Genomic DNA, 18,039 nt, shown 5'->3' with positions numbered 1-18,039 from the left:
CGGGCGGGCTAGCGTGGGACGGATGGACGGTCGCCCGCAGCACACGGCGGCACGCGGGCTCCTGGTGGGCCTCGACGTGCTCCTGGTCGTGCTCACCGTCGTGACGGTCGTCCGGGCGCCGGCGGGGCAGCGCGCGGCGACCGCGGTCGTCGCCCTGGTGCTGCTGGGGCTGTACGCGGCCGGACGACGCGTGGTGCGGGTGCACGACCGGCCCGTGGACGCCCCCCGCGGACGCTGGTGGCCGGACGCCGCCTGGGTGACCGCCCTGACGGTCGTGTGGGCCGTGCTGCTGGCCCTGTCCCCGGAGGCGTTGTGGACAGCCTTCCCGCTGCTGCTGCTCCAGATGCACGTCCTGGGGCCGCGCCGCGGGCTGCCCGCGGTGGCGGCGACGACCGTCGTGGCCGTCGGTGCCGGCCTGGCGCGCGCCGAGGGGCCGTGGCTCGGGTTCGTGCTCGGTCCCGTGCTGGGTGCCGCCGTCGCGGCCGGCGTCGTGCTGGGCCTCGAGGCGATCGTCCGCGAGTCCCAGGCGCGTCAGCGCGCCCTGGACGAGCTCACCCGCGCCCGCCGCCACCTCGCCCGGGCCGAGCGGGAGTCCGCCGTCGCGGCGGAGCGGGAACGGCTCGCCCGCGACATCCACGACACGCTGGCGCAGTCGTTGTCCGCGATCGAGCTGCTGCTGCGCACCGCCGACGAGGCCATCGGGACCGACGACGCCCGGGCACGGGCGCTCGTGGCCCGGTCCCGCGAGGCCGCCGCGAGCAGTGTCGCCGAGGCCCGACGGTTCGTGCGCGACCTGACCCCCGTGGACCTCGACGGCGGCACCCTGCTCGCGGCGCTGCGGCGCGTGGCCGAGCGCTCGACCGCCACGGCCGACGAGGCCGCGGGACACGCCGGCGCCCTGACGGTGACCGTGGAGTCGAGCGGCGCACCACGGCCGCTGCCCCTCGCGGTGGAGACCGCGCTGCTGCGGGTCGCGCAGTCGGCGCTGGCGAACGTGGTCCGGCACGCCCGCGCCACGCAGGCCGGCGTCGTGCTGCGCTTCACCGAGGACGCCGTGGTGCTCGACGTCGTCGACGACGGGTGCGGGTTCGACCCGGGGGCGACCGACGGGTTCGGGCTCGCCGCCATGAGGTCGCGGGCGGCGGAGCTCGGCGGCACCCTGGTGGTCGACAGCACCCCGGGCAGCGGGACGGCGCTCGCGGTCGCGGTGCCTCTCGCCGAGGAGGCCGCGCCGTGATCGACCTGGTCATCGCCGACGACCATCCGGTGGTCAGGGCCGGCCTGCGCGCCGTCGTCGAGTCCACCGGGGACCTGCGCGTCGTGCACGAGGTCGCGACCGCCGAGGAGCTGCTGGCATGGCTGGCCGACGGCGGCACGGCCGACGTCGTCCTGCTCGACCTGCGGTTCGGCCCGGACCGGCTGACCGGGGCCGAGGCGACGCGCACGGTCGTGGACCGGTACGCCGTCCCGGTGCTGGTGGTGACGACCTACGGGTCGGACGCCGAGATCCTGTCCGCCGTGGAGGCCGGCGCGACGGGGTACCTGCTCAAGGACGCCCCCACGGAGGAGCTCGCGGGGGCGGTCCGGGCGGCCGCCGCGGGCCGGACCGTCCTGGACCCCGCGGTGCAGCGCCGGCTGCTGGGCCGGGTCAGGCAGCCCTTCGAGGCGTTGAGCTCACGGGAGCTCGAGGTGCTGGCGCTGGTCGCGGCCGGACGGTCCAACGAAGCGGTCGCCCGCGAGCTGGTCGTGTCGGTCGCGACCGTCAAGACGCACCTGACGCACGTGAACACCAAGCTGGGGACGCGTTCGCGCACCGAGGCGGTCGCCGTGGCGCGCGAGCGTGGCCTGCTGCCCTGACCCCGCACTACGCCGCGCGCTGACCCAGCCAGGGCGCCAGCGCGTCCTCGCTGCCCAGCCACGCGAGCCCGCCGTCGGCGATCTCGTCGGACGTGGCAAGAGCCGCCTGGAACGCCGCGGTCAGCCGCGCGCGCAGGGCCTCGCCCTCGTCCACGGTGCCGGCGCCGACCACGACGATCCGCGTGTGCGGGGCGGCGCCCGCCGCGACCTCGTCCCACGTGCCGAGGTCCTCGATGCACAGCTGGCCGCCCGCGCCGTCCCACAGGCACAGCGAGTCGGGTCGGTTGGCCACGGAGAAGGCGCCGCGCGAGCGCAGGCGTCCGGTGCCGAGCTCCTCGACCTGGGCCAGGAGCCGCTCGGGGTGGAACGGATGGGACGAGGTGAGCTCGAGGCTCCAGCTCCGGTCGACGTCGGTGCCGCTGGTCGTGCCGCCACCGGGGGCGAGCGCGCCGCGGGCGCCCAGGGGGTGAGCGCGGCGCTCGGCGGTCTCGGTGCGGTGCCGGAACGCCGCGAGCTGGTCGACGGCCAGGGCGTGCAGCCCGTCGACCCGCCGTGAGTCGGTGCTGCGCAGGCGGTCGACGAGCCCCGAGCCGGTGGAGTCGGTGCCGGTGGTGACCACGACGTCGGCCTGCTCGAGCTGGGTGGCCAGCGCCTCGCCGACGCCGCGCTCGTCGTCGCCGGTCAGGCCCAGGCCGCGCTCGGCGCACCAGTCGTCGCCGAGCAGGTCGTCCTCGGCGGTGGTGAGGTCGACGACGACGCCGCTGCTGGCCAGGCGCAGGTTCTCGAGCTCGCCGCCGGGCTCGCACATCGCCGCCAGACCGCGGGTGACCGGGAGCGGCTCGGCCGTCACGGGCAGGGCGAGCACGACGTCGGTCCAGCGGCCGGTCGCGGCCAGCCGGGCGATCGTGGGAACCGCGTCCTGGCGCACGCAGCACGAGACGCAGGCGTGCTCCAGGGGGAGCGTCTCGTCCTCGACGACGCCCGTCACGTCCACCACGACGCGACGCAGGGCGCTCTCGGCGACCAGCAGGTCGTGCTTGACCGTGACGGTGCTCGGGGCGTCGACGGCGAGCCCGGTCAGGGCGCTGTCCCGCAGCACGGGGTCGACGCCGACCAGGACGCTGAGCGAGGTGTGGAGGTCCGGCATGGGAATCTTTCTAGATTGAGAATCATTATCAACAGTGGTTCACTGTAGCCCACGCCGCGCCGCTGTCCAGCCCGCGGCCTCTTCACGAGAGGAGACCTCATGTCCGCGCACTGCCAGGTGCTCGGCACCTCGCCAGGCTTCGGGCGCTCCGTCTCGCACTCCCACGTGCGGACGAAGCGACGGTTCGACCCGAACATCCAGACCAGGCGCTACTGGGTGCCCAGCCTGGGCCGCAACGTCCGGCTCCGGGTCAGCGCCCGGGGCATCAAGACCATCGACCGCCGCGGCATCGACGCGGTCGTCGCCGACATCCTCGCCCGAGGGGAGAAGATCTGATGGCCTCCCGCACCGACCTGCGCCCCATCGTCAAGCTGCGCTCGACGGCCGACACCGGGTTCACCTACGTGACCCGCAAGAACCGCCGCACCACCCCCGACCGGCTCGTGCTGCGCAAGTACGACCCCGTCGTCCGCCGCCACGTCGAGTTCAAGGAGACCCGCTGATGGCCAAGAAGTCCAAGATCGCCGCGGACGCACGCCGCCGCGCCACGGTCGAGAAGTACGCCGAGCGCCGCGCCGAGCTCCGGCGCGTCATCGCCTCGCCGTCGTCCACGCCCGAGGAGCGCGCCGTCGCCGTCATGGAGCTGCAGCGTCAGCCCCGCGACGCCAGTGCCACCCGGCTGCGCAACCGCGACGTCGTCGACGGGCGCCCGCGCGCCTACCACCGCACGTTCGGGCTCTCCCGCATCCGCCTGCGCCAGATGGCGCACCGCGGTGAGCTGCCCGGCGTCACCACGTCGAGCTGGTGAGAGGACCACTCATGAAGAAGGACATCCACCCCACCTACGGTCCCGTCGTCTTCCGCGACGCGGGTGCCGGGTTCGCGTTCCTGACCCGGTCCACGCTCGCCGGCGACACCCCCTCCGGTCCGGGCCGGCCCATCGCGACGATCGAGTGGAGCGACGGCCACACCTACCCGGTGATCGACGTCGAGATCTCCAGCGCGAGCCACCCGTTCTGGACCGGCAGCGCCCGCGTGGTCGACACCGCCGGCCGGGTCGAGAAGTTCCGCCGACGCTACGGAAAGGCGGACGCACGATGAAGGTCCGTTCCTCCCTGCGGTCCCTGAAGAGCCAGCCGGGATCCAAGGTCGTGCGCCGCCGGGGGCGCACCTACGTCATCAACAGGCTCAACCCGAAGTTCAAGGCCCGCCAGGGCTGAGGAGGACACCATGGCCGTGCCGAAGCGCAAGATGTCCCGGTCGCGCACCCGCAGCCGCCGGGCACGGTGGAAGGCGACCGCACCCGCCCTGGTGCCGGTCGACGTCGGCGGGCGGACGGTGCAGGTCCCGCCGCGGCTGGCCCGCGCCGTCCGCCAGGGGATGTGACGGCGCCCGTCACGTGCGGGCGGTGCGGCCCTGCAGCGCGCGGAACGCCAGCACGAAGCTCAGGACGCCGACGACGGCGATCGCCGCGAGGCCCTGCCAGAGCGCGGTCGCGTCCCAGCCCTCCATGATGAGCGACCGCAGCGCGGCGAGGAGATACGTCACGGGGTTGAACTGGGCGATGGTCGCCAGCCACCCGGTCAGGGCGTCCAGCGGCAGGAACGTGGTGGTGAGGAACGCGAACGGGAAGAACAGCAGGAAGCTGGAGTTCACCGCCGCCGGGTTCCCCGTGCGCAGCGCGATGGCGTAGGGGAACCCGGTGAAGGCCAGCCCCCACAGGCCGGCGAGGAGCGGGAACACCAGGACGCCCGCGGCACCGGTGGCGAACTGGACGCCGAGGGCGAAGCCGAGGACGAGCACCGGCACCGACAGGGCGACGACCAGCGCGAGGTCGGCGACCATCAGGCCCAGCAGGAGCGAGGTGCGGTGCATGGGCGTGACGAGCAGCCGGTCGAAGTAGCCGCCGGTGATGTCGGTGACCAGGGCGCTGGCCCGCGACACGCCCGTCACGGCGAAGATGATCGCCACGGGGATCTGGAAGGCCTTGAAGTCGTCGACGCCGGTGAACGTCGCGACGTCGCCGAGCGCGCCGACGTTGACCACGAAGAAGAACAGCGGGATGACCAGGGCGGGGATGATCGCCTCCGGCTCCCGGGGGATCTGCCGGAGCGCGCGGATCGCGACGGACAGCAGGTCACGCCAGAACCCGGCGGGTCGGGCCGAGACCGGATCGTCGCGCACGGCGGTGTCGGTGCTCATGGGGCCTCTCCTTCGTCGTCCTGGATGCGGTGACCGGTCACCCGGAAGAAGACGTCGTCGAGTGTCGGGTGACGCAGCGCGAGCTGCTGGACGGTGATGCCCGCACGGTCGAGCGCGAGGGCCACGGGGCTGACGGCGCGTGCGCCGTCGTCCACCGAGACCATGAGGGAGGTGCCGTCCGTCTCGACGCCACCGATGCCGGTGCCGGCGTCGAGCGTCCGGAGCGTCGTGCGGGCGTTCTCGACCTGGTCGCCGACCTCCACCACCAGGACGTCGGTGCCGATGGAACGCTTGAGCTCGCCCGGGGTGCCCTCGGCGACCAGCTCGCCGCGGTTGATGATGCCGACCCGGTCGGCGAGCGCGTCCGCCTCCTCGAGGTACTGGGTCGTGAGGAACACGGTGACCCCGAGCTCACGGTTGAGGCGGCGCACCTCGGCCCAGACCGTGGCGCGACTGATGGGGTCGAGTCCGGTGGTGGGCTCGTCCAGGAAGAGGATCCGCGGGTTGTGGATGAGGGCGAGCGCGAGGTCGAGCCGGCGCTTCATGCCGCCGGAGTACGTGCCCACCCGGTCGTCCAGCGCGTCGCCGATGTCGATGAGTTCGCGGAGCTCGGCCACGCGACGGGTGGTCTCCCGGGCGGTGAGCCCGTAGAAGCGGCCCTGCAGGCGGAGCATCTCGACGCCGGTCTGCTTGTCGTCGAGCGCCGCCTCCTGGAGCGCGACGCCGATGCGCAGCCTGACCGCGGTGGGCTCGTGCACGACGTCGTGGCCCGCAACCGTCGCCGTGCCGCCGGTCGGCGCCAGCAGGGTGCACAGCAGGCGGGTGAGCGTCGACTTCCCGGCGCCGTTCGGCCCCAGGAACCCGTACATCTCGCCCTCGTGGACGGTCAGGTCGACGCCGGCGACGGCGACGTTGTCGCCGAAACGTCGTTCGATGGCGCGCGTGACGATCGCGGTCTCGCTCATGGGGCTCCTCGGGGCGGCTGCACTCAGTGTGCTGAGTGATCACACGATCCGCTTCTCGAACGGGCGCCGACGAGCGTCCCGTGGTCAGGGCGCGGGAGCGTTGGACTGCCCGCCTGACCGCTGGTTGACCGGAGCCTGAACATGTCCTGGACGGGCGCGGCGGATCACTGTACTGTCCCGGACATCGACGACGGTGACGGGAGATCACTCCGATGACCAGCGGTTTCACCGCCCTGACCCGCACCGTGGCGATGGCGGTCGCCATTGCCCTCGGTCTGCTCACGATGCTCGTCGTCCCGGCCTCCGCGGCTGACGACGAACGCGAGGCCTCGGTGGTGGTCGTCGAGCAGGACACCAACTTCGTCTGGAGGCCGGGCGGGGGATTCGTGCTCGACGTGCGGGTCACCGACGAGGGCGGTCGCTCCATCGGCGGCCCGGTCGCGGTGCTGGTGGACGGCGACATGGTCCTGCGGACGCGCTGGCCCTCCTCCGAGCTGGTCGTCGATCCTCCGCCGTCGTTGCCCGGACCGCACGAGGTCAGTGTCCGGTTCGTGGGCGACTCCACCTATCGGCCCTCGGAGTGGACCGGGACCCTGGACGTCGTGGAGGGCGACGTACCGGGGGTCATGGCCGTGGACGCCCCGCAGCAGGCCGCCTACGGCGACGTCGTGCCTTTCACGGTCGACGTCGCGACGCCGCCCGACCTGCTGGTCGACGACCCCGACCAGCCGGACGGACGCGCGGTGGTGACCTGGGACGACCCGGGGATGCGTCCGCGGGACGCTGCCGTCTCGGGGGGCACGGGCGTCGTCCACGTGCCGGCGGAGGTCCCCGGCACGCACGCCTACGAGGTGACCTACTACAGCGCCGGCGACGTCCAGATCACGCGGGCCACCGGGACGCTCACCGTCGGCAAGGCCCGGCTGCCGCTGCACATCTGGTCCAACGACGTCCAGCAAGGAGTCATGAACACCGCCGGGGGGACGTGGGAGGTGGCCGCCTTCATGGACTTCTCCTGGCCGATCGACGGGACGATGTCCCTGTACGACGGGGACCGGCTGCTGCAGACCCAGGACATCGCCGGCATGGGTCTCGGCGCCACCGTCTTCACCCTCGCGGCCGACGACGTGCCCCCCGGCCGCCGTACGCTCACGGCGAGGCTGACGGGTTCGCCGTTCGTCGAGGACGCCAGCGCCACCCTGGACCTGGAGGTCGTGCGGAACCCGGCGGTGATCGGCGTGGAGCGCGCCACGGCCCGGACCTTCCAGTGGGGCCGTCCGCACAAGCTCCGTGTCGCCGTCCACAGCGCCGACAACTACTGGCCCGACGCCGTCCCGACGGGCACGGTGAAGGTGTACCGCGGAACGACGCGCGTCGGGACCGGGACTCTCGACGACTCGGGCGAGGTCGTCGTGCGGATCTGGGGCAAGAAGCTCCCGGTCGGACGCACGACGCTCCGGGTCGTCTACACCGGTGACACCGTCTACGAGAAGACGGTGCGGTACCGCACCGTGCGGGTGTACAAGGCCAGGACGAAGCTGCGGGCGAGCATCCTCGACACGACCGTCCACCGTCCCCAGCAGGTCAAGGTCCGGTTCCGCCTGAGCTCGCCGTCGAACGTCGCCCTAACGGGCAAGGTCAAGCTCAAGGTGGACGGCGTGACGGTCAAGACGGTGCGGCTGAGGAAGAAGCACGACGGCTCGCGCACGGTCTCGCTGCCCGCGTCGGTCGAACCGGGGCACCACTACCTGAAGGTCGTCTACGTCGGCACCGCGACGAAGAAGAGGTCGGTCAAGGTGCCGCTGTACTTCACCGTGTCCTGACACGACCCCCCGGCACGGCGTCAGAGGGACGACGCGACCGCGTGCACGCGCAGCAGCACGGCCTGCTCGGGTGCCAGCGGCGGCAGCGGCAGGCCGGTGCTGCCCAGCACCGATCCGGGCAGGGTGACCGACCCGGCGACCCACCACGGCGGCAGCGTCTCGCCGACCGCCAGCGGGGGACCGGTCAGCTCGACCCGTTCCAACCGGTAGGTGGTGGCGGGGTCGAGACCGGGCAGGACGAGCGGTGCGGGCACCGCCGGGCCCGAGGACCACCGGGTGACCACCGCGAAGGCCGCCTCCGCGGCGTCGGGGGACACCACGCCGTGCACCCACGTGTCCTCGTCCGGCCGGTCCGCCCGGACGGTGCGTCCGCCGGCCACGAGCGGCCGCAGCTCGCGCACGAGCGCCGTCCAGCGGGTGATCGCCGCGAGGTCGTCCCCGTCGAGGCGCGTCAGGTCCGTCTCCAGCCCGGAGTGCCCGAACAGCGCGGTCACGAGGCGCAGCTCGAGGTCGTGCACCCGGCCCGTCGTGTGCGCCCGGTCGGCCCCGACGTGGGAGCCCACCAGCTCGGGCGGCACGAGCAGACCGGTCCAGCGCTGCACGGCCTGGCGTTCCAGGGCGTCGTTCGTGTCCGAGGCCCACACCCGGTCGGCGCGGTCCAGCACGTCGAGGTCGACCCGGCCGCCGCCGGAGGAGCACGACTCGATCTCCAGGCCGGGGAAGCGGGCGCGGAGCTCGTCCATGAGCCGGCGCGTCGCCAGCACCTGGGGCCGGGAGGGCGCGTCGAGCACGTCCCGGTTCTGGTCCCACTTGAGGAACTCGATCGGGTACTCCTCCAGGAGCGCCACGAGGGCGTCCCGCACGTGGGTCCAGGCGTCCGGGTTCGCGAGATCGAGCACCTGCTGGAACCGCCACGGGATCGGGTCACGGTGGGTCGTGCCCCGCAGGACCCAGTCGGGGTGCTCGCGCGCGAGGTCGGAGTCGGCGTTGACCATCTCCGGCTCGATCCACAGCCCGAACCCCATGCCCAGGCCCCGCACGTGGTCGACGAGCGGGTGCAGGCCGGCGGGCCAGACGTCCTCGTCCACGGTCCAGTCGCCGAGGCCCCGGCGCTCGTCCCGGCGGCCGCGGAACCAGCCGTCGTCGAGCACGAACCGCTCGACGCCGGTGACGGCGGCGAGGTCGGCCAGCTCCCGCAGCCGCCCGAGGTCGTGGTCGAAGTAGACGGCCTCCCAGGTGTTGAGCGTGACGGGCCGCGGGCTGCGTACCCGGCCCGGCCTCGCCCGCACCCAGTCGTGGAACCGTGCCGAGACGCCGTCGAGGCCCTGGTCGGACCAGCACGCGAGGGTGCGCGGGGACGTGTACGTCTCCCCGGCGGCGACGACGACGTCCCCGGGACCCCACAGCTCCCCGGCGCCGACGACGGTGCGGGCGCTGGGCAGGCGTTCGACGCGGAGCGCGCTGTCCCCGGACCACGCGTGGTGGACGGCCCAGACCTCCCCGGTGCGGAAGCCGAACCCCGCCGTGCCGACCACCGTCACGGTCGGTGCGTCGTGCCCGGGGCGACCGTGCCGCGCGCCGCGGAACCAGGTTCCCTCGCGCAGCGGGGCGCGTTGCGGTCGCCGCTCGCCGGACCAGCGTCCGGTGAGGTCGAGCACCTCGTCCGCCCGGTCGGGCAGCGGGAGGGAGGACGCGAGGTGGTCCAGCACGTAGTCGTCGCGCCCGGTGTTGGTGAGTGACGTCGTGGACTCCAGGACGCCGTGCTCGTCGAGGCCGAGGGTGACCACGACCTCGATCCCGGCCTTCTCGTCGCTCAGGCCGACCTGCAGCGACGACGGGGTCGCCGTCGTCCCGGTGTGCCGCAGGTGCGGGTGCCGGGCGGCCGACCCCGACTCCCCGGGCCGCCAGCCCGACAGACCGGGTGAGCCCTGCCAGCCGTCCGAGGACGTGGGCACGAGCGTCGTCCGCAGCGGGGCGCCGACGGCGCTCGCCGTGACGGCCGGCACCTGGGCGTCGGCGAACGCCTCCAGCGCCGCGTCGTCGAGCGCGCCGAGGTCGGTGCCCCAGTGGACGACGACGGGCACCCGCGTGCCGCGGGCGTCGAGCACGAGGCTCGAGCCCGCGGCACGCAGGTGGTGCACCCCGGGGGTGGAGGAGGTCACTCCGCCACCGGGATGGACTGCGACTGCAGCGTCTGGATCGTGGCCTCCTGACCCGACTCCAGCGCGTCGGTCAGGGTGCCCGACCCGCCGAGGGCGGCACCGAACCCGTCGGCCACGTCGTTGTACGTCTGCGCCATGGTCGGACCCCAGGTGAAGTTCGGGTCCGTGCCCGCGGCCGCCTCGGCGAAGACGTCGAAGATCGCCTGGCCGCCGTAGAACTCGAGACCTTCCTGCAGCGCCGGCAGCTCAAGACCGGCCGTCGTCGCGGGGTAGAGACCGCCCTCCTGGTTGAGCGTGGTCAGCGCCTCCTCGGAGGTGTTGAGCCACAGCGCGAACTGCGCGGCCTCGTACGGGTGCTCGCTGCCCTGCAGGACGGCGACGGTCGAACCGCCCCAGTTGCCCGCCGCGTTCGCGCCGGGCTCCCACTGCGGCATCGGCGCCACGGCCCAGTCGCCGGCGGTGTCGGGGGCACCGGACGAGATCGAGTTGCTGCCCCACACGGCGCTGACCCAGGTCCACAGCTCACCGGTGTTGAGCTCGTTGTTCCACTCGTCGGAGAACCCGGCCGTGTCCTTGACCAGGTCGTCGTCGATGAGGCCCTGCCAGTACTCGGCGACCTCGGTGGACTCCGGGCCGGTCAGGTCGACCGTCCAGGCGTCGCCGTCGTTGCTGAACCACTGACCGTCGTTCTGCCACACGAGGCCGGCGAACCAGTTGACGTCGGTGCGCGGGAAGTGGGTGATGTAGGAGCCCTCGTCCCGGATGGCCTGCGCGGCCTCGGCGTACTCGTCCCAGGTGGTCGGCACCTCGATACCGGCCTCCTCGAACAGGTCGGCGCGGTAGAACATCGCCATCGGGCCGGTGTCCTGCGGGATCGCGTAGACCGACCCCTCCTCGCCGAACGTGACCTGCTGCCAGGTCCAGTCCACGAACTGGTCGCCGGCGTCGAGGACGCCCTCGCAGGCGCCGATGTCGACCAGGCCGTCCTGCACCCGGAAGTTCGGCAGCGTGTCGAACTCGATCTGGCCGAGGTCGGGCGCCTCGTCCGCCTCGAGCTGGTTGAAGAAGTCCTGGTAGGTGCCGGCGTTGCCCGCCGGACCGGAGTTGTAGGTGACCTGGATGTCGGGGTTGTTCTCGTTCCAGATCTCGACGGCGCTCTCCATGCCGGGGACCCACCCGGTGTAGGTCAGCTCGACCTGACCGTCCGTCGGTTCGCAGGCGGCGGCCTCGTCGCCGCCGTCGGTGGTGTCTCCGCTGCCGCCGGAGCAGGCGGCGAGCATCGCGGTGGCGGCGACGGTGGCCGCGCTCGCGCGGACCAGGTGTCGACGGGACATGGTGTTCCTCCTTGAACGGGGTGGGTGGTGCAGGTCGTGTCTCGGCGCGGTCATGCCTTGACACCGCCGGCCGCGAGGCCGCTGCGCCAGAAGCGCTGGAGCCCGAGGAAGGCGAGGATGAGCGGGACGACGGCCACGAACGCCCCGACGACGACGGCGGTGCGCAGCTCGGGCACGGCGTTGGTCTGGGAGTTCCAGGCGTACAGCCCGAGCGTGACGGGGTAGAGCTTGTCGTCGGAGAGCATGACCAGGGGCAGGAAGAAGTTGTTCCAGATGGTCACGAACTGGAACAGGAAGACGGTGACGAGCGCGGGCGCCATCAGTCGCATCGAGACGGTGAAGAAGGTCCGCACCTCCCCGGAGCCGTCGAGGCGCGCCGCCTCGAGCAGCTCGCCCGGGACGCTCGCCGCCGCGTAGATCCGCGACAGGTAGACCCCGAACGGGCTGACCAGGCTCGGCAGGAACACCGCCCAGTACGTGTTCGTCAGGTCCACCGCCGAGAAGATGAGGAACAGCGGCAGCGCGAGCGCCGTGACGGGCACGAGCACGCCGCCGAGGATCACGTTGAAGAGCAGGTTCCGCCCGCGGAACGCGTACTTGGCCAGGGCGTAGCCGCACATGGAGGCCAGCAGGGTGCCGAGCAGCGCACCGACGCCGGCGTACAGGACGGCGTTGGCCAGCCAGCGCAGGTAGACGCCGCCGTCGTACGTGAAGACGTACTGCAGGTTCTCCCAGAGCTGCCAGTCGGCGAACCACAGGCCCGCCGTCGACGCCATCTGGCCGCGCGACTTCGTCGAGGCGACGAACAGCCACCACAGCGGGATGAGGAAGTACAGGGTGAACACGGCCATCACGAGGGTGGCGGCCATCCGGGACATGAGCGGCTCGCGCACCGTGCGGGTGCGCGTGTTCTCGGGGCCGTACCCCGCGGTCCGGGTCAGCATGCTCACTGGAAGGCCCTCCTCTGCGTCAGCCGCAGGAAGACGAACGACAGCACGAACGTCAGCAGTGCGAGCACCACCGAGAACGCTGCGGCAAGGTTGAAGTTCGGCACCGTCGAGGTGGTGTAGACCAGCAGGTTCGGCGTGAACGTGGAGCTGACCGAGGTCGTGAACGTCCGGAACACCTGCGGTTCGGTGAGGAGCTGCAGCGTGCCGATGATCGAGAACACGCCGGTGAGCACGAGCGCCGGGATCACCAGCGGGATCTTCACCGACAGGGCGATGCGCAGCTGCCCGGCGCCGTCGATCCGCGCGGCCTCGTAGATGTCCTGCGGGATGGCCTGCAGGGCGGAGTAGATGATCAGCATGTTGTAGCCGATGTAGACCCACGTCACGACGTTCGCGATCGACCACAGCACCAGCGAGCTGCCGAGCAGGTCCACGTTGCTGGTGACGACCTCGAACGGCGAGAGGCTGGGCGAGTAGAGGAAGCCCCACATGATCGCCGCGATCACGCTCGGCACCGCGTAGGGCGCGAAGAACGCCAGCCGGTAGAACCGCTTGCCCTTGACCAGGGTCGAGTCGATGAGCAGGGCCAGCAGCAGCGCGATGCCGAGCATCACCGGGACCTGCACGACGCCGAAGAGCAGCACCCGGCCCAGCGACGCCCAGAAGGCGTCGTTCTCGAACACCTGCCGGTACTGGGCGAACCCGCCGAAGACCTCGGTCGCCGCGCCGAAGGTCCCTTCCCGCTCGACGACGAAGAACGAGCGGTAGGCCGCGTACGCGATCGGTGCGAGGTAGAAGAGCGCGAACAGCACGAGGAACGGCGACACGAGCACGGCCACGGCGCCGCCGTGCGACGACCGCCGTCGGCGCGCCGGTGCGCCGCGGGTCGTGCGGGCCGCCGTGGCGGCCGGTCCGGTGGTGGTCATGCGTCCTCCTCCGAGGTCGGTCGGGAGTCCTGCGGGTGCTCGCGGACGACGGCGACGTCGCCCGGGGCCACGTGGTGCTCGGTCGCGTCGTGGCCGGTCAGGAGCTCGGTGCCCTTGACCTGCGCGACGAAGGGTTCGTCCGAGCCGTTGACGACGAACACGTACGAGGCGTCGTCGGCCGTGCGGCGCAGGACGTCGACGTCGCCGCCGGCACCGGGCAGCACGGGCGGGACGTCGGCGTCGGCCAGGACCTCCGTGACGAGGTCCTGGCGCCCGGCGTCGTCGAGGCGGGCCGCCACGTACCAGGCGGCGCCGCCGCCGTACCGGTGTCGGGTGAGGGCCGGGGACCCGGCGACGGGGCCGTCGGCGAAGCGTGCCCGCACCTCCGCCCCACGGGCCTCGAGGCGCTCGGTCCACACGCTCGCGCGGCGGCCGTCGTCGAGGGACACGGTCTCGCCCGCCTGCAGCGGGAAGAACTCGTCCGAGCGCGCCCCGAGCACGTCGCGGAACGCCCCCGGGTAGCCGCCCAGGCGGACGTGGTCGTGCTCGTCGACGATGCCGGAGAAGTAGGTGACCAGGGCCGTGCCGCCGTCGGCCACGAACCGGTCGACCTCCGCGGCCGTGGCGTCCGTGACGAGGTACAGGGTGGGCACCACCACGAGCCGGTACCCCTCGAGGTCGTCGCCGGGGCGCACGACGTCGACGGCGACGCCGGCCCGGCGCAGCGCGGCGTGCATCGCGTGGACCTCGTCGAGGTAGCGCACGTCCCCGGTGGGGTGGCCGGGACGGTCGGCCGCCCACCACGCCTGCCAGTCGAACAGGAGCGCCACGTCGGCCCGCAGCACCGATCCCGTGACCTCGTCGAGCGCGTCGAGCATCCCGCCGAGCCGGACCGTGGAGCGCCACTGCGCGGAGTCGGTGCCCGCGTGCGGCAGGAGCGCGGAGTGGAAGCGTTCGGCCCCGGCGCGCGAGGCGCGCCACTGGAAGAAGCAGACGGCGTCCGCGCCACGGGCGACGTGGGAGAGGACCATGCGCTCGAGCTCACCGGGCCGCTTGGCGATGTTGCGCGGCTGCCAGTTGACGGCGCCCGCCGCGGCCTCCATGAGCATCCAGGGGCGCCCGCCCGCCAGCCCGCGGGTGGCGTCGGCGGTGAAGGCGAGCTCGCCCCACGGGTCCGGCAGGCGGTGGTCGAGGTAGTGGTCGTTGGCGACGACGTCCATGTGGTCGGCCCAGTCCCAGTAGTCCTGGGTGTCGATGTGGGCCGCGACCATGAAGTTCGTGGTGACCGGCGCCGTGCTGCGCTCGCGCAGGATCGCGGCCTCGGCGTCGTACCAGTCGAGCAGCGTGTCCGAGCTGAACCGCCGGAAGTCGAGCATCTGGGTCGGGTTCTCCGGGGACTCGACGTGGCGCGGGGGGAGGACCTCGTCGAACGACCCGTAGCGCTGGCTCCAGAAGCTCGTGCCCCAGGCCTCGTTGAGCGCGTCGACGGTGCCGTAGCGCTCCGCGAGCCAGCGCCGGAAGTCGCGTGCTGACTCGTCGCAGTAGCACAGCGCGTTGTGGCAGCCGAGCTCGTTGGACACGTGCCACATCGCGAGCGCCGGGTGGTCGGCGTAGCGGTCGGCGACGGTCTCCACGAGCCGCATCGCGTGCTCGCGCACGACCGGCGAGCTGGGGCACCAGGCCTGGCGGCCGCCCGGGCTGACGGTGACGCCCTCCCGGGTGACGGGCAGGATCTCGGGGTGCGCGGTGGTGAGCCACGGCGGGGGTGTCGAGGTGCCGGTGCCGAGGTTCACCGCCACACCGTGCGCGTGCAGGATGTCCAGGACGGTGTCCAGGTCGTCGAAGCGGTGCACCCCGGGCGCGGGTTCGATCTCGGCCCAGCCGAACACGTTGACGGCGACGAGGTCGACGCCGGCCTCGCGCATGAGCCGGGCGTCCTGCTCCCACGTCTCGCGGGACCACTGCTCGGGGTTGTAGTCGCCCCCGAACGCGATCCCGGGGCGCGGGAGACCAGGTCGTCCCTGGTGAGTACGCATGTCCACGTCGACTGCCGATCCTCGTCCTCGAAGAAACTGTGTGTGCACGTGCACACACTCGTTGACGATACATGCTGCGACGTGGTGTGTCCACGTGCACACACGGATTGGAACGATACGATGTCGGCATGACCTCCCCACGCCGCACCCGGGCGACGGTGCACGACGTCGCGGCGCAGGCGGGGGTCTCGCGGGGCACCGTCTCCCGCGTGCTCAACGGCGCCGGGTACGTCTCCGCGGACGCCCGCGCGCGCATCGAGGCGGCGATCGCCGAGGTCGGGTACGTCCGCAACACCGCGGCGCGCAACCTGGCGCGGAGCAAGACGTGGGCGGTCGGGTTCGTGGTCCACGAGCCGCACCAGCTCTTCCTCGAGGACCCCAACATCGGGTCCATCCTGCTCGGCACGAACGAGGTCGTCGCCGACGCCGACCACCAGCTCGTCGTGCTCGTCGTCGACTCCGACCGGGACGCGAAGCGCGTGTCCGGCTACCTGCGCGGGGGGTTCGTCGACGGCGCCGTCCTGGTGTCCGCCCGGTCCGACGACACGGTCGCCGACGCGATCGTGGAGTTCGGCCTGCCGGCGGCCTTCGTCGGCCACCCGGCCGGGCGCGCGTCGGTCCCGCACGTCCGCATCGACAACCGCACCGCTGCGCGGCAGATCACGGAACGACTCCTCGCCACGGGGCGCCGGCGGGTCGGCATGCTCGCGAGCGCCCTGGACCGCGACTCCGGCGCCGACCGGCTCGAGGGGTTCCAGCAGGCCCTCGGCGACCGCTTCGACCCGCGTCTGGTCGTCGACGACCCGCTCTACTCGTACCAGGCCGGCGTGGCCGGCATGGCCGAGCTGCTGGACCGCGAGCCCGCACTCGACGGCGTCTTCGCGGCGTCGGACGCGGTCGCGGCCGGAGCGCTGGAGACGTTGCGGGCATGCGGGCGCCGGGTGCCCGAGGACGTCGGCCTCGTCGGTTTCGACGACAGCGCCTGGGCGACGCGCAGCACGCCGCACCTGTCCACGGTGCGGCAGCCGGCGCGGGACATGGGCCGGGCCGCGGCGCGGCTCGTGCTCGACCAGCTCGGCGGCCACGAGGCGCACGACGTCACGCTGCCGACGGAGATCGTCTGGCGGGACTCCGCCTGACCCGGACGGTGCCCGGCGTTCAGCGCACGGCCGCGTCCCGGGCGTCCGCGAGCCGGCGCACCTCGACGGCCGGCAGCTCGTCCCACCACCGCCGGTAGCGGCGGAAGACCGCGGGCTCGCGGTCGGCCAGCAGCTCCTGCAGCGAGGCCGCCTCGGCGGCCAGCGCGGACCAGACCCGGTCGGGCAGCGGCTCGACGACGGCCGCGTCGATCCCGTCGTCGGTCGCCCGCCAGAACCCGGTGACGCGGCCGTCCACCAGCACGGTCGCCAAGGTGTCGCCGTTGCGGCGCACGACGTGACCGCGCAACGCCTCGGGCACCACCCGGGTCCGGTCGGCGTGGGCGAGCAGGAGGCTGTCCCACATGCCCAGCAGGCGTGGGGGAGCGGGGGTGTCGGCGGCGGGCCGTGGGGCGTCCGGCAGGTCCAGCAGGGTGACGCCGTCGGGCCCGTCGATCTCGACGAGCTCCGGCCGCAGGGTCTCGACCGCGGGCCCGGTCCAGGGCTTGCGCAGCATCGTGAACCGGGCGAAGTCCGCCTCGGTGGCGGGGCCGAAGGCGGCGAGGTAGCGCCGCAGCAGGTGCACGACGGCGGGGTCGTCCCCCGCCGGCGGCTCGTTCGCGGCGGTCCGGGCGCCGGCGCGGTAGACCCGCTCGCGCGGGCTGAAGGACCACGGTGCCCCGCTCGGGACGTGGTGCAGCGGGGCCAGGGTCCGCAGCGCGAACCAGGTGGCGGGTGCCCGCTCGTCGTCCAGCAGGCGGCTCAGCTCGGTGACGATCTCGTCCTGGGTGCGGGGCCGGTCGGCGAAGGCCAGCACGGCGTCCCGCACCTCGTCGGCCTCGGCGGGGGTCAGCCGGGCCGGGGCGAAACGTCGGTCGTTCAGCCGGGAGCCGCGCAGCGGATGCGTCATCGCGTGGTGGAACGCCGCCCAGTCGTCCTGGTGGACGGCGTGCAGCGTGACCCGCATCAGGGTGGCGCGCACCACCGTGCCGGAGGCGAAAGCGGCGTCCAGGTCGTCCGGGCGGAACCCCGCGACGCGGTTCCAGAGCGCCAGGTACGGCCCGGCGGGTTCCTGCGCCTGCAGCGCGCCCACCCGGCGGACGGCGTCCGGTACGGACGCGTCCGCCCGCTCCAGCAGGAGCTGACGGGCGAGCGTGGCACGACCGAGCCCGGTCCGGTCCAGACGCATGGCGTCGAGACTGGCCCGGCGCGGCGTCACCGGCAAGCCGGACGCCCGCCGTGGCCACCGGCCGATCCGCAGCAGCGCGGTGCGGACGCGACGCGGCCGGCCCCCGACCCGGGTGAGGTCGAGGGCCGGCCGGTCGCCGTCTCAGCGGTTGAAGAGGCGCGAGAAGAAGCTCCCGCCGCCGCGCGGGGCGTCGGCGTGCCCGTCGCACCACTGGGAGGCGGGCACGGAGCGGCGCACGTCGGCGACGTGCTGGCCGCAGCCGCTCCACGTCGTCTTGCCGCAGGTGGAGCAGGTGGCGGGGTAGCACATGGG

20 protein-coding genes are annotated in these 18,039 nt (G+C 73.2%); 10 read left to right on the top strand and 10 right to left on the bottom strand.

Annotation, left to right across the window (positions count from 1 at the left end):
* Positions 1–22 precede the first annotated feature (22 nt).
* Together Q6349_RS14990 and Q6349_RS14985 are read left to right on the top strand one after the other, a co-directional pair.
* Positions 23–1,237, top strand: a complete 1,215-nt coding sequence (locus Q6349_RS14990) for a sensor histidine kinase (protein WP_304604780.1) — start codon at positions 23–25, stop codon at positions 1,235–1,237.
* Positions 1,234–1,857, top strand: a complete 624-nt coding sequence (locus Q6349_RS14985; protein WP_304604779.1) for a response regulator — start codon at positions 1,234–1,236, stop codon at positions 1,855–1,857. Before Q6349_RS14990 ends, Q6349_RS14985 begins: the two co-directional genes overlap by 4 nt.
* Before the next feature lie 7 nt (positions 1,858–1,864).
* Here the strand turns inward: Q6349_RS14985 and Q6349_RS14980 are convergent, their stop codons facing one another.
* Entirely contained in the window at positions 1,865–3,004 is a 1,140-nt protein-coding gene (locus Q6349_RS14980; protein WP_304604778.1) for a GTP-binding protein, read from the bottom strand.
* 99 nt (positions 3,005–3,103) lie between these two features.
* On the opposite strand from Q6349_RS14980, the gene rpmB reads away from it, so the two are divergent.
* The 6 genes from rpmB to rpmF are packed head-to-tail and all read left to right on the top strand — an operon-like array spanning position 3,104 to position 4,390.
* A complete protein-coding gene (rpmB, locus tag Q6349_RS14975) occupies positions 3,104–3,340 on the top strand; it encodes a 50S ribosomal protein L28 (protein ID WP_304604777.1) in 237 nt (78 codons plus the stop codon).
* The gene (gene rpmG, locus Q6349_RS14970) at positions 3,340–3,507 is read left to right on the top strand and encodes a 50S ribosomal protein L33 (protein ID WP_304604776.1); all 168 of its coding nucleotides are present in this window, start codon (positions 3,340–3,342) and stop codon (positions 3,505–3,507) included. The genes rpmB and rpmG overlap by 1 nt, the downstream gene beginning before the upstream one ends.
* Complete coding sequence (gene rpsN, locus Q6349_RS14965) at positions 3,507–3,812, top strand: 30S ribosomal protein S14 (RefSeq protein ID WP_304604775.1); 306 nt, start codon at positions 3,507–3,509, stop codon at positions 3,810–3,812. Before rpmG ends, rpsN begins: the two co-directional genes overlap by 1 nt.
* A gap of 11 nt (positions 3,813–3,823) precedes the next feature.
* The gene (locus tag Q6349_RS14960; protein ID WP_304604774.1) at positions 3,824–4,105 is read left to right on the top strand and encodes a type B 50S ribosomal protein L31; all 282 of its coding nucleotides are present in this window, start codon (positions 3,824–3,826) and stop codon (positions 4,103–4,105) included.
* A complete protein-coding gene (ykgO, locus tag Q6349_RS14955) occupies positions 4,102–4,224 on the top strand; it encodes a type B 50S ribosomal protein L36 (protein WP_304604773.1) in 123 nt (40 codons plus the stop codon). The genes Q6349_RS14960 and ykgO overlap by 4 nt, the downstream gene beginning before the upstream one ends.
* Positions 4,225–4,234: 10 nt before the next feature.
* Complete coding sequence (gene rpmF / locus Q6349_RS14950) at positions 4,235–4,390, top strand: 50S ribosomal protein L32 (RefSeq protein ID WP_304604772.1); 156 nt, start codon at positions 4,235–4,237, stop codon at positions 4,388–4,390.
* Positions 4,391–4,399: 9 nt separating this feature from the next.
* Here rpmF and Q6349_RS14945 read toward each other — a convergent pair whose 3' ends face one another.
* Positions 4,400–5,206: an ABC transporter permease gene (locus Q6349_RS14945; RefSeq protein WP_304604771.1), complete on the bottom strand. Its 807-nt coding sequence runs from the start codon at positions 5,204–5,206 to the stop codon at positions 4,400–4,402.
* On the bottom strand, positions 5,203–6,171 hold the full coding sequence (locus Q6349_RS14940) for an ATP-binding cassette domain-containing protein (RefSeq protein ID WP_171246572.1): 969 nt from the start codon (positions 6,169–6,171) through the stop codon (positions 5,203–5,205). Before Q6349_RS14940 ends, Q6349_RS14945 begins: the two co-directional genes overlap by 4 nt.
* A 212-nt stretch (positions 6,172–6,383) precedes the next feature.
* Between Q6349_RS14940 and Q6349_RS14935 the strand changes: the two genes are divergently transcribed.
* Positions 6,384–7,994, top strand: coding sequence for an Ig-like domain repeat protein (locus tag Q6349_RS14935; RefSeq protein ID WP_304604770.1), 1,611 nt, complete (start codon positions 6,384–6,386; stop codon positions 7,992–7,994).
* 20 nt (positions 7,995–8,014) lie between these two features.
* Here the strand turns inward: Q6349_RS14935 and Q6349_RS14930 are convergent, their stop codons facing one another.
* The 5 genes from Q6349_RS14930 to Q6349_RS14910 are packed head-to-tail and all read right to left on the bottom strand — an operon-like array spanning position 8,015 to position 15,402.
* Positions 8,015–10,156: an alpha-galactosidase gene (locus tag Q6349_RS14930; protein ID WP_304604769.1), complete on the bottom strand. Its 2,142-nt coding sequence runs from the start codon at positions 10,154–10,156 to the stop codon at positions 8,015–8,017.
* Positions 10,153–11,490: an ABC transporter substrate-binding protein gene (locus Q6349_RS14925; protein ID WP_304604768.1), complete on the bottom strand. Its 1,338-nt coding sequence runs from the start codon at positions 11,488–11,490 to the stop codon at positions 10,153–10,155. Before Q6349_RS14925 ends, Q6349_RS14930 begins: the two co-directional genes overlap by 4 nt.
* Before the next feature lie 50 nt (positions 11,491–11,540).
* On the bottom strand, positions 11,541–12,434 hold the full coding sequence (locus Q6349_RS14920) for a carbohydrate ABC transporter permease (RefSeq protein ID WP_370375626.1): 894 nt from the start codon (positions 12,432–12,434) through the stop codon (positions 11,541–11,543).
* 2 nt (positions 12,435–12,436) lie between these two features.
* The gene (locus Q6349_RS14915) at positions 12,437–13,366 is read right to left on the bottom strand and encodes a carbohydrate ABC transporter permease (protein WP_304604766.1); all 930 of its coding nucleotides are present in this window, start codon (positions 13,364–13,366) and stop codon (positions 12,437–12,439) included.
* Positions 13,363–15,402 (bottom strand): beta-galactosidase, encoded by a 2,040-nt coding sequence (locus Q6349_RS14910; RefSeq protein ID WP_304604797.1) that lies wholly within the window; start codon positions 15,400–15,402, stop codon positions 13,363–13,365. The genes Q6349_RS14915 and Q6349_RS14910 overlap by 4 nt, the downstream gene beginning before the upstream one ends.
* A 128-nt stretch (positions 15,403–15,530) precedes the next feature.
* Between Q6349_RS14910 and Q6349_RS14905 the strand changes: the two genes are divergently transcribed.
* On the top strand, positions 15,531–16,541 hold the full coding sequence (locus tag Q6349_RS14905) for a LacI family DNA-binding transcriptional regulator (RefSeq protein ID WP_304604765.1): 1,011 nt from the start codon (positions 15,531–15,533) through the stop codon (positions 16,539–16,541).
* A 19-nt stretch (positions 16,542–16,560) separates the two neighbouring features.
* Here Q6349_RS14905 and Q6349_RS14900 read toward each other — a convergent pair whose 3' ends face one another.
* Both Q6349_RS14900 and Q6349_RS14895 read right to left on the bottom strand, forming a co-directional pair.
* Entirely contained in the window at positions 16,561–17,727 is a 1,167-nt protein-coding gene (locus tag Q6349_RS14900; protein WP_304604764.1) for a winged helix DNA-binding domain-containing protein, read from the bottom strand.
* Between the two features lie 141 nt (positions 17,728–17,868).
* Positions 17,869–18,036 (bottom strand): hypothetical protein, encoded by a 168-nt coding sequence (locus tag Q6349_RS14895; protein WP_171246258.1) that lies wholly within the window; start codon positions 18,034–18,036, stop codon positions 17,869–17,871.
* Positions 18,037–18,039 lie beyond the last annotated feature (3 nt).

The sequence above is a fragment of the Isoptericola sp. 178 genome (genome assembly GCF_030586525.1).
GTDB classification, from domain to species: domain Bacteria; phylum Actinomycetota; class Actinomycetes; order Actinomycetales; family Cellulomonadaceae; genus Isoptericola; species Isoptericola sediminis.
This window is presented reverse-complemented; position numbering and strand designations above follow the sequence as displayed.

Bases quoted from the DNA above. Each gene is read 5' to 3' on its own strand.
- Q6349_RS14990 (WP_304604780.1), top strand. From the start codon at position 23: ATGGACGGTCGCCCGCAGCACACGGCGGCACGCGGGCTCCTGGTGGGC.
- Q6349_RS14980 (WP_304604778.1), bottom strand. From the start codon at position 3,004: ATGCCGGACCTCCACACCTCGCTCAGCGTCCTGGTCGGCGTCGACCCC.
- rpmB (WP_304604777.1), top strand. From the start codon at position 3,104: ATGTCCGCGCACTGCCAGGTGCTCGGCACCTCGCCAGGCTTCGGGCGC.
- rpmG (WP_304604776.1), top strand. From the start codon at position 3,340: ATGGCCTCCCGCACCGACCTGCGCCCCATCGTCAAGCTGCGCTCGACG.
- rpsN (WP_304604775.1), top strand. From the start codon at position 3,507: ATGGCCAAGAAGTCCAAGATCGCCGCGGACGCACGCCGCCGCGCCACG.
- Q6349_RS14960 (WP_304604774.1), top strand. From the start codon at position 3,824: ATGAAGAAGGACATCCACCCCACCTACGGTCCCGTCGTCTTCCGCGAC.
- ykgO (WP_304604773.1), top strand. From the start codon at position 4,102: ATGAAGGTCCGTTCCTCCCTGCGGTCCCTGAAGAGCCAGCCGGGATCC.
- rpmF (WP_304604772.1), top strand. From the start codon at position 4,235: ATGGCCGTGCCGAAGCGCAAGATGTCCCGGTCGCGCACCCGCAGCCGC.
- Q6349_RS14945 (WP_304604771.1), bottom strand. From the start codon at position 5,206: ATGAGCACCGACACCGCCGTGCGCGACGATCCGGTCTCGGCCCGACCC.
- Q6349_RS14940 (WP_171246572.1), bottom strand. From the start codon at position 6,171: ATGAGCGAGACCGCGATCGTCACGCGCGCCATCGAACGACGTTTCGGC.
- Q6349_RS14935 (WP_304604770.1), top strand. From the start codon at position 6,384: ATGACCAGCGGTTTCACCGCCCTGACCCGCACCGTGGCGATGGCGGTC.
- Q6349_RS14925 (WP_304604768.1), bottom strand. From the start codon at position 11,490: ATGTCCCGTCGACACCTGGTCCGCGCGAGCGCGGCCACCGTCGCCGCC.
- Q6349_RS14920 (WP_370375626.1), bottom strand. From the start codon at position 12,434: ATGCTGACCCGGACCGCGGGGTACGGCCCCGAGAACACGCGCACCCGC.
- Q6349_RS14915 (WP_304604766.1), bottom strand. From the start codon at position 13,366: ATGACCACCACCGGACCGGCCGCCACGGCGGCCCGCACGACCCGCGGC.
- Q6349_RS14910 (WP_304604797.1), bottom strand. From the start codon at position 15,402: ATGCGTACTCACCAGGGACGACCTGGTCTCCCGCGCCCCGGGATCGCG.
- Q6349_RS14905 (WP_304604765.1), top strand. From the start codon at position 15,531: ATGACCTCCCCACGCCGCACCCGGGCGACGGTGCACGACGTCGCGGCG.
- Q6349_RS14900 (WP_304604764.1), bottom strand. From the start codon at position 17,727: ATGCGTCTGGACCGGACCGGGCTCGGTCGTGCCACGCTCGCCCGTCAG.
- Q6349_RS14895 (WP_171246258.1), bottom strand. From the start codon at position 18,036: ATGTGCTACCCCGCCACCTGCTCCACCTGCGGCAAGACGACGTGGAGC.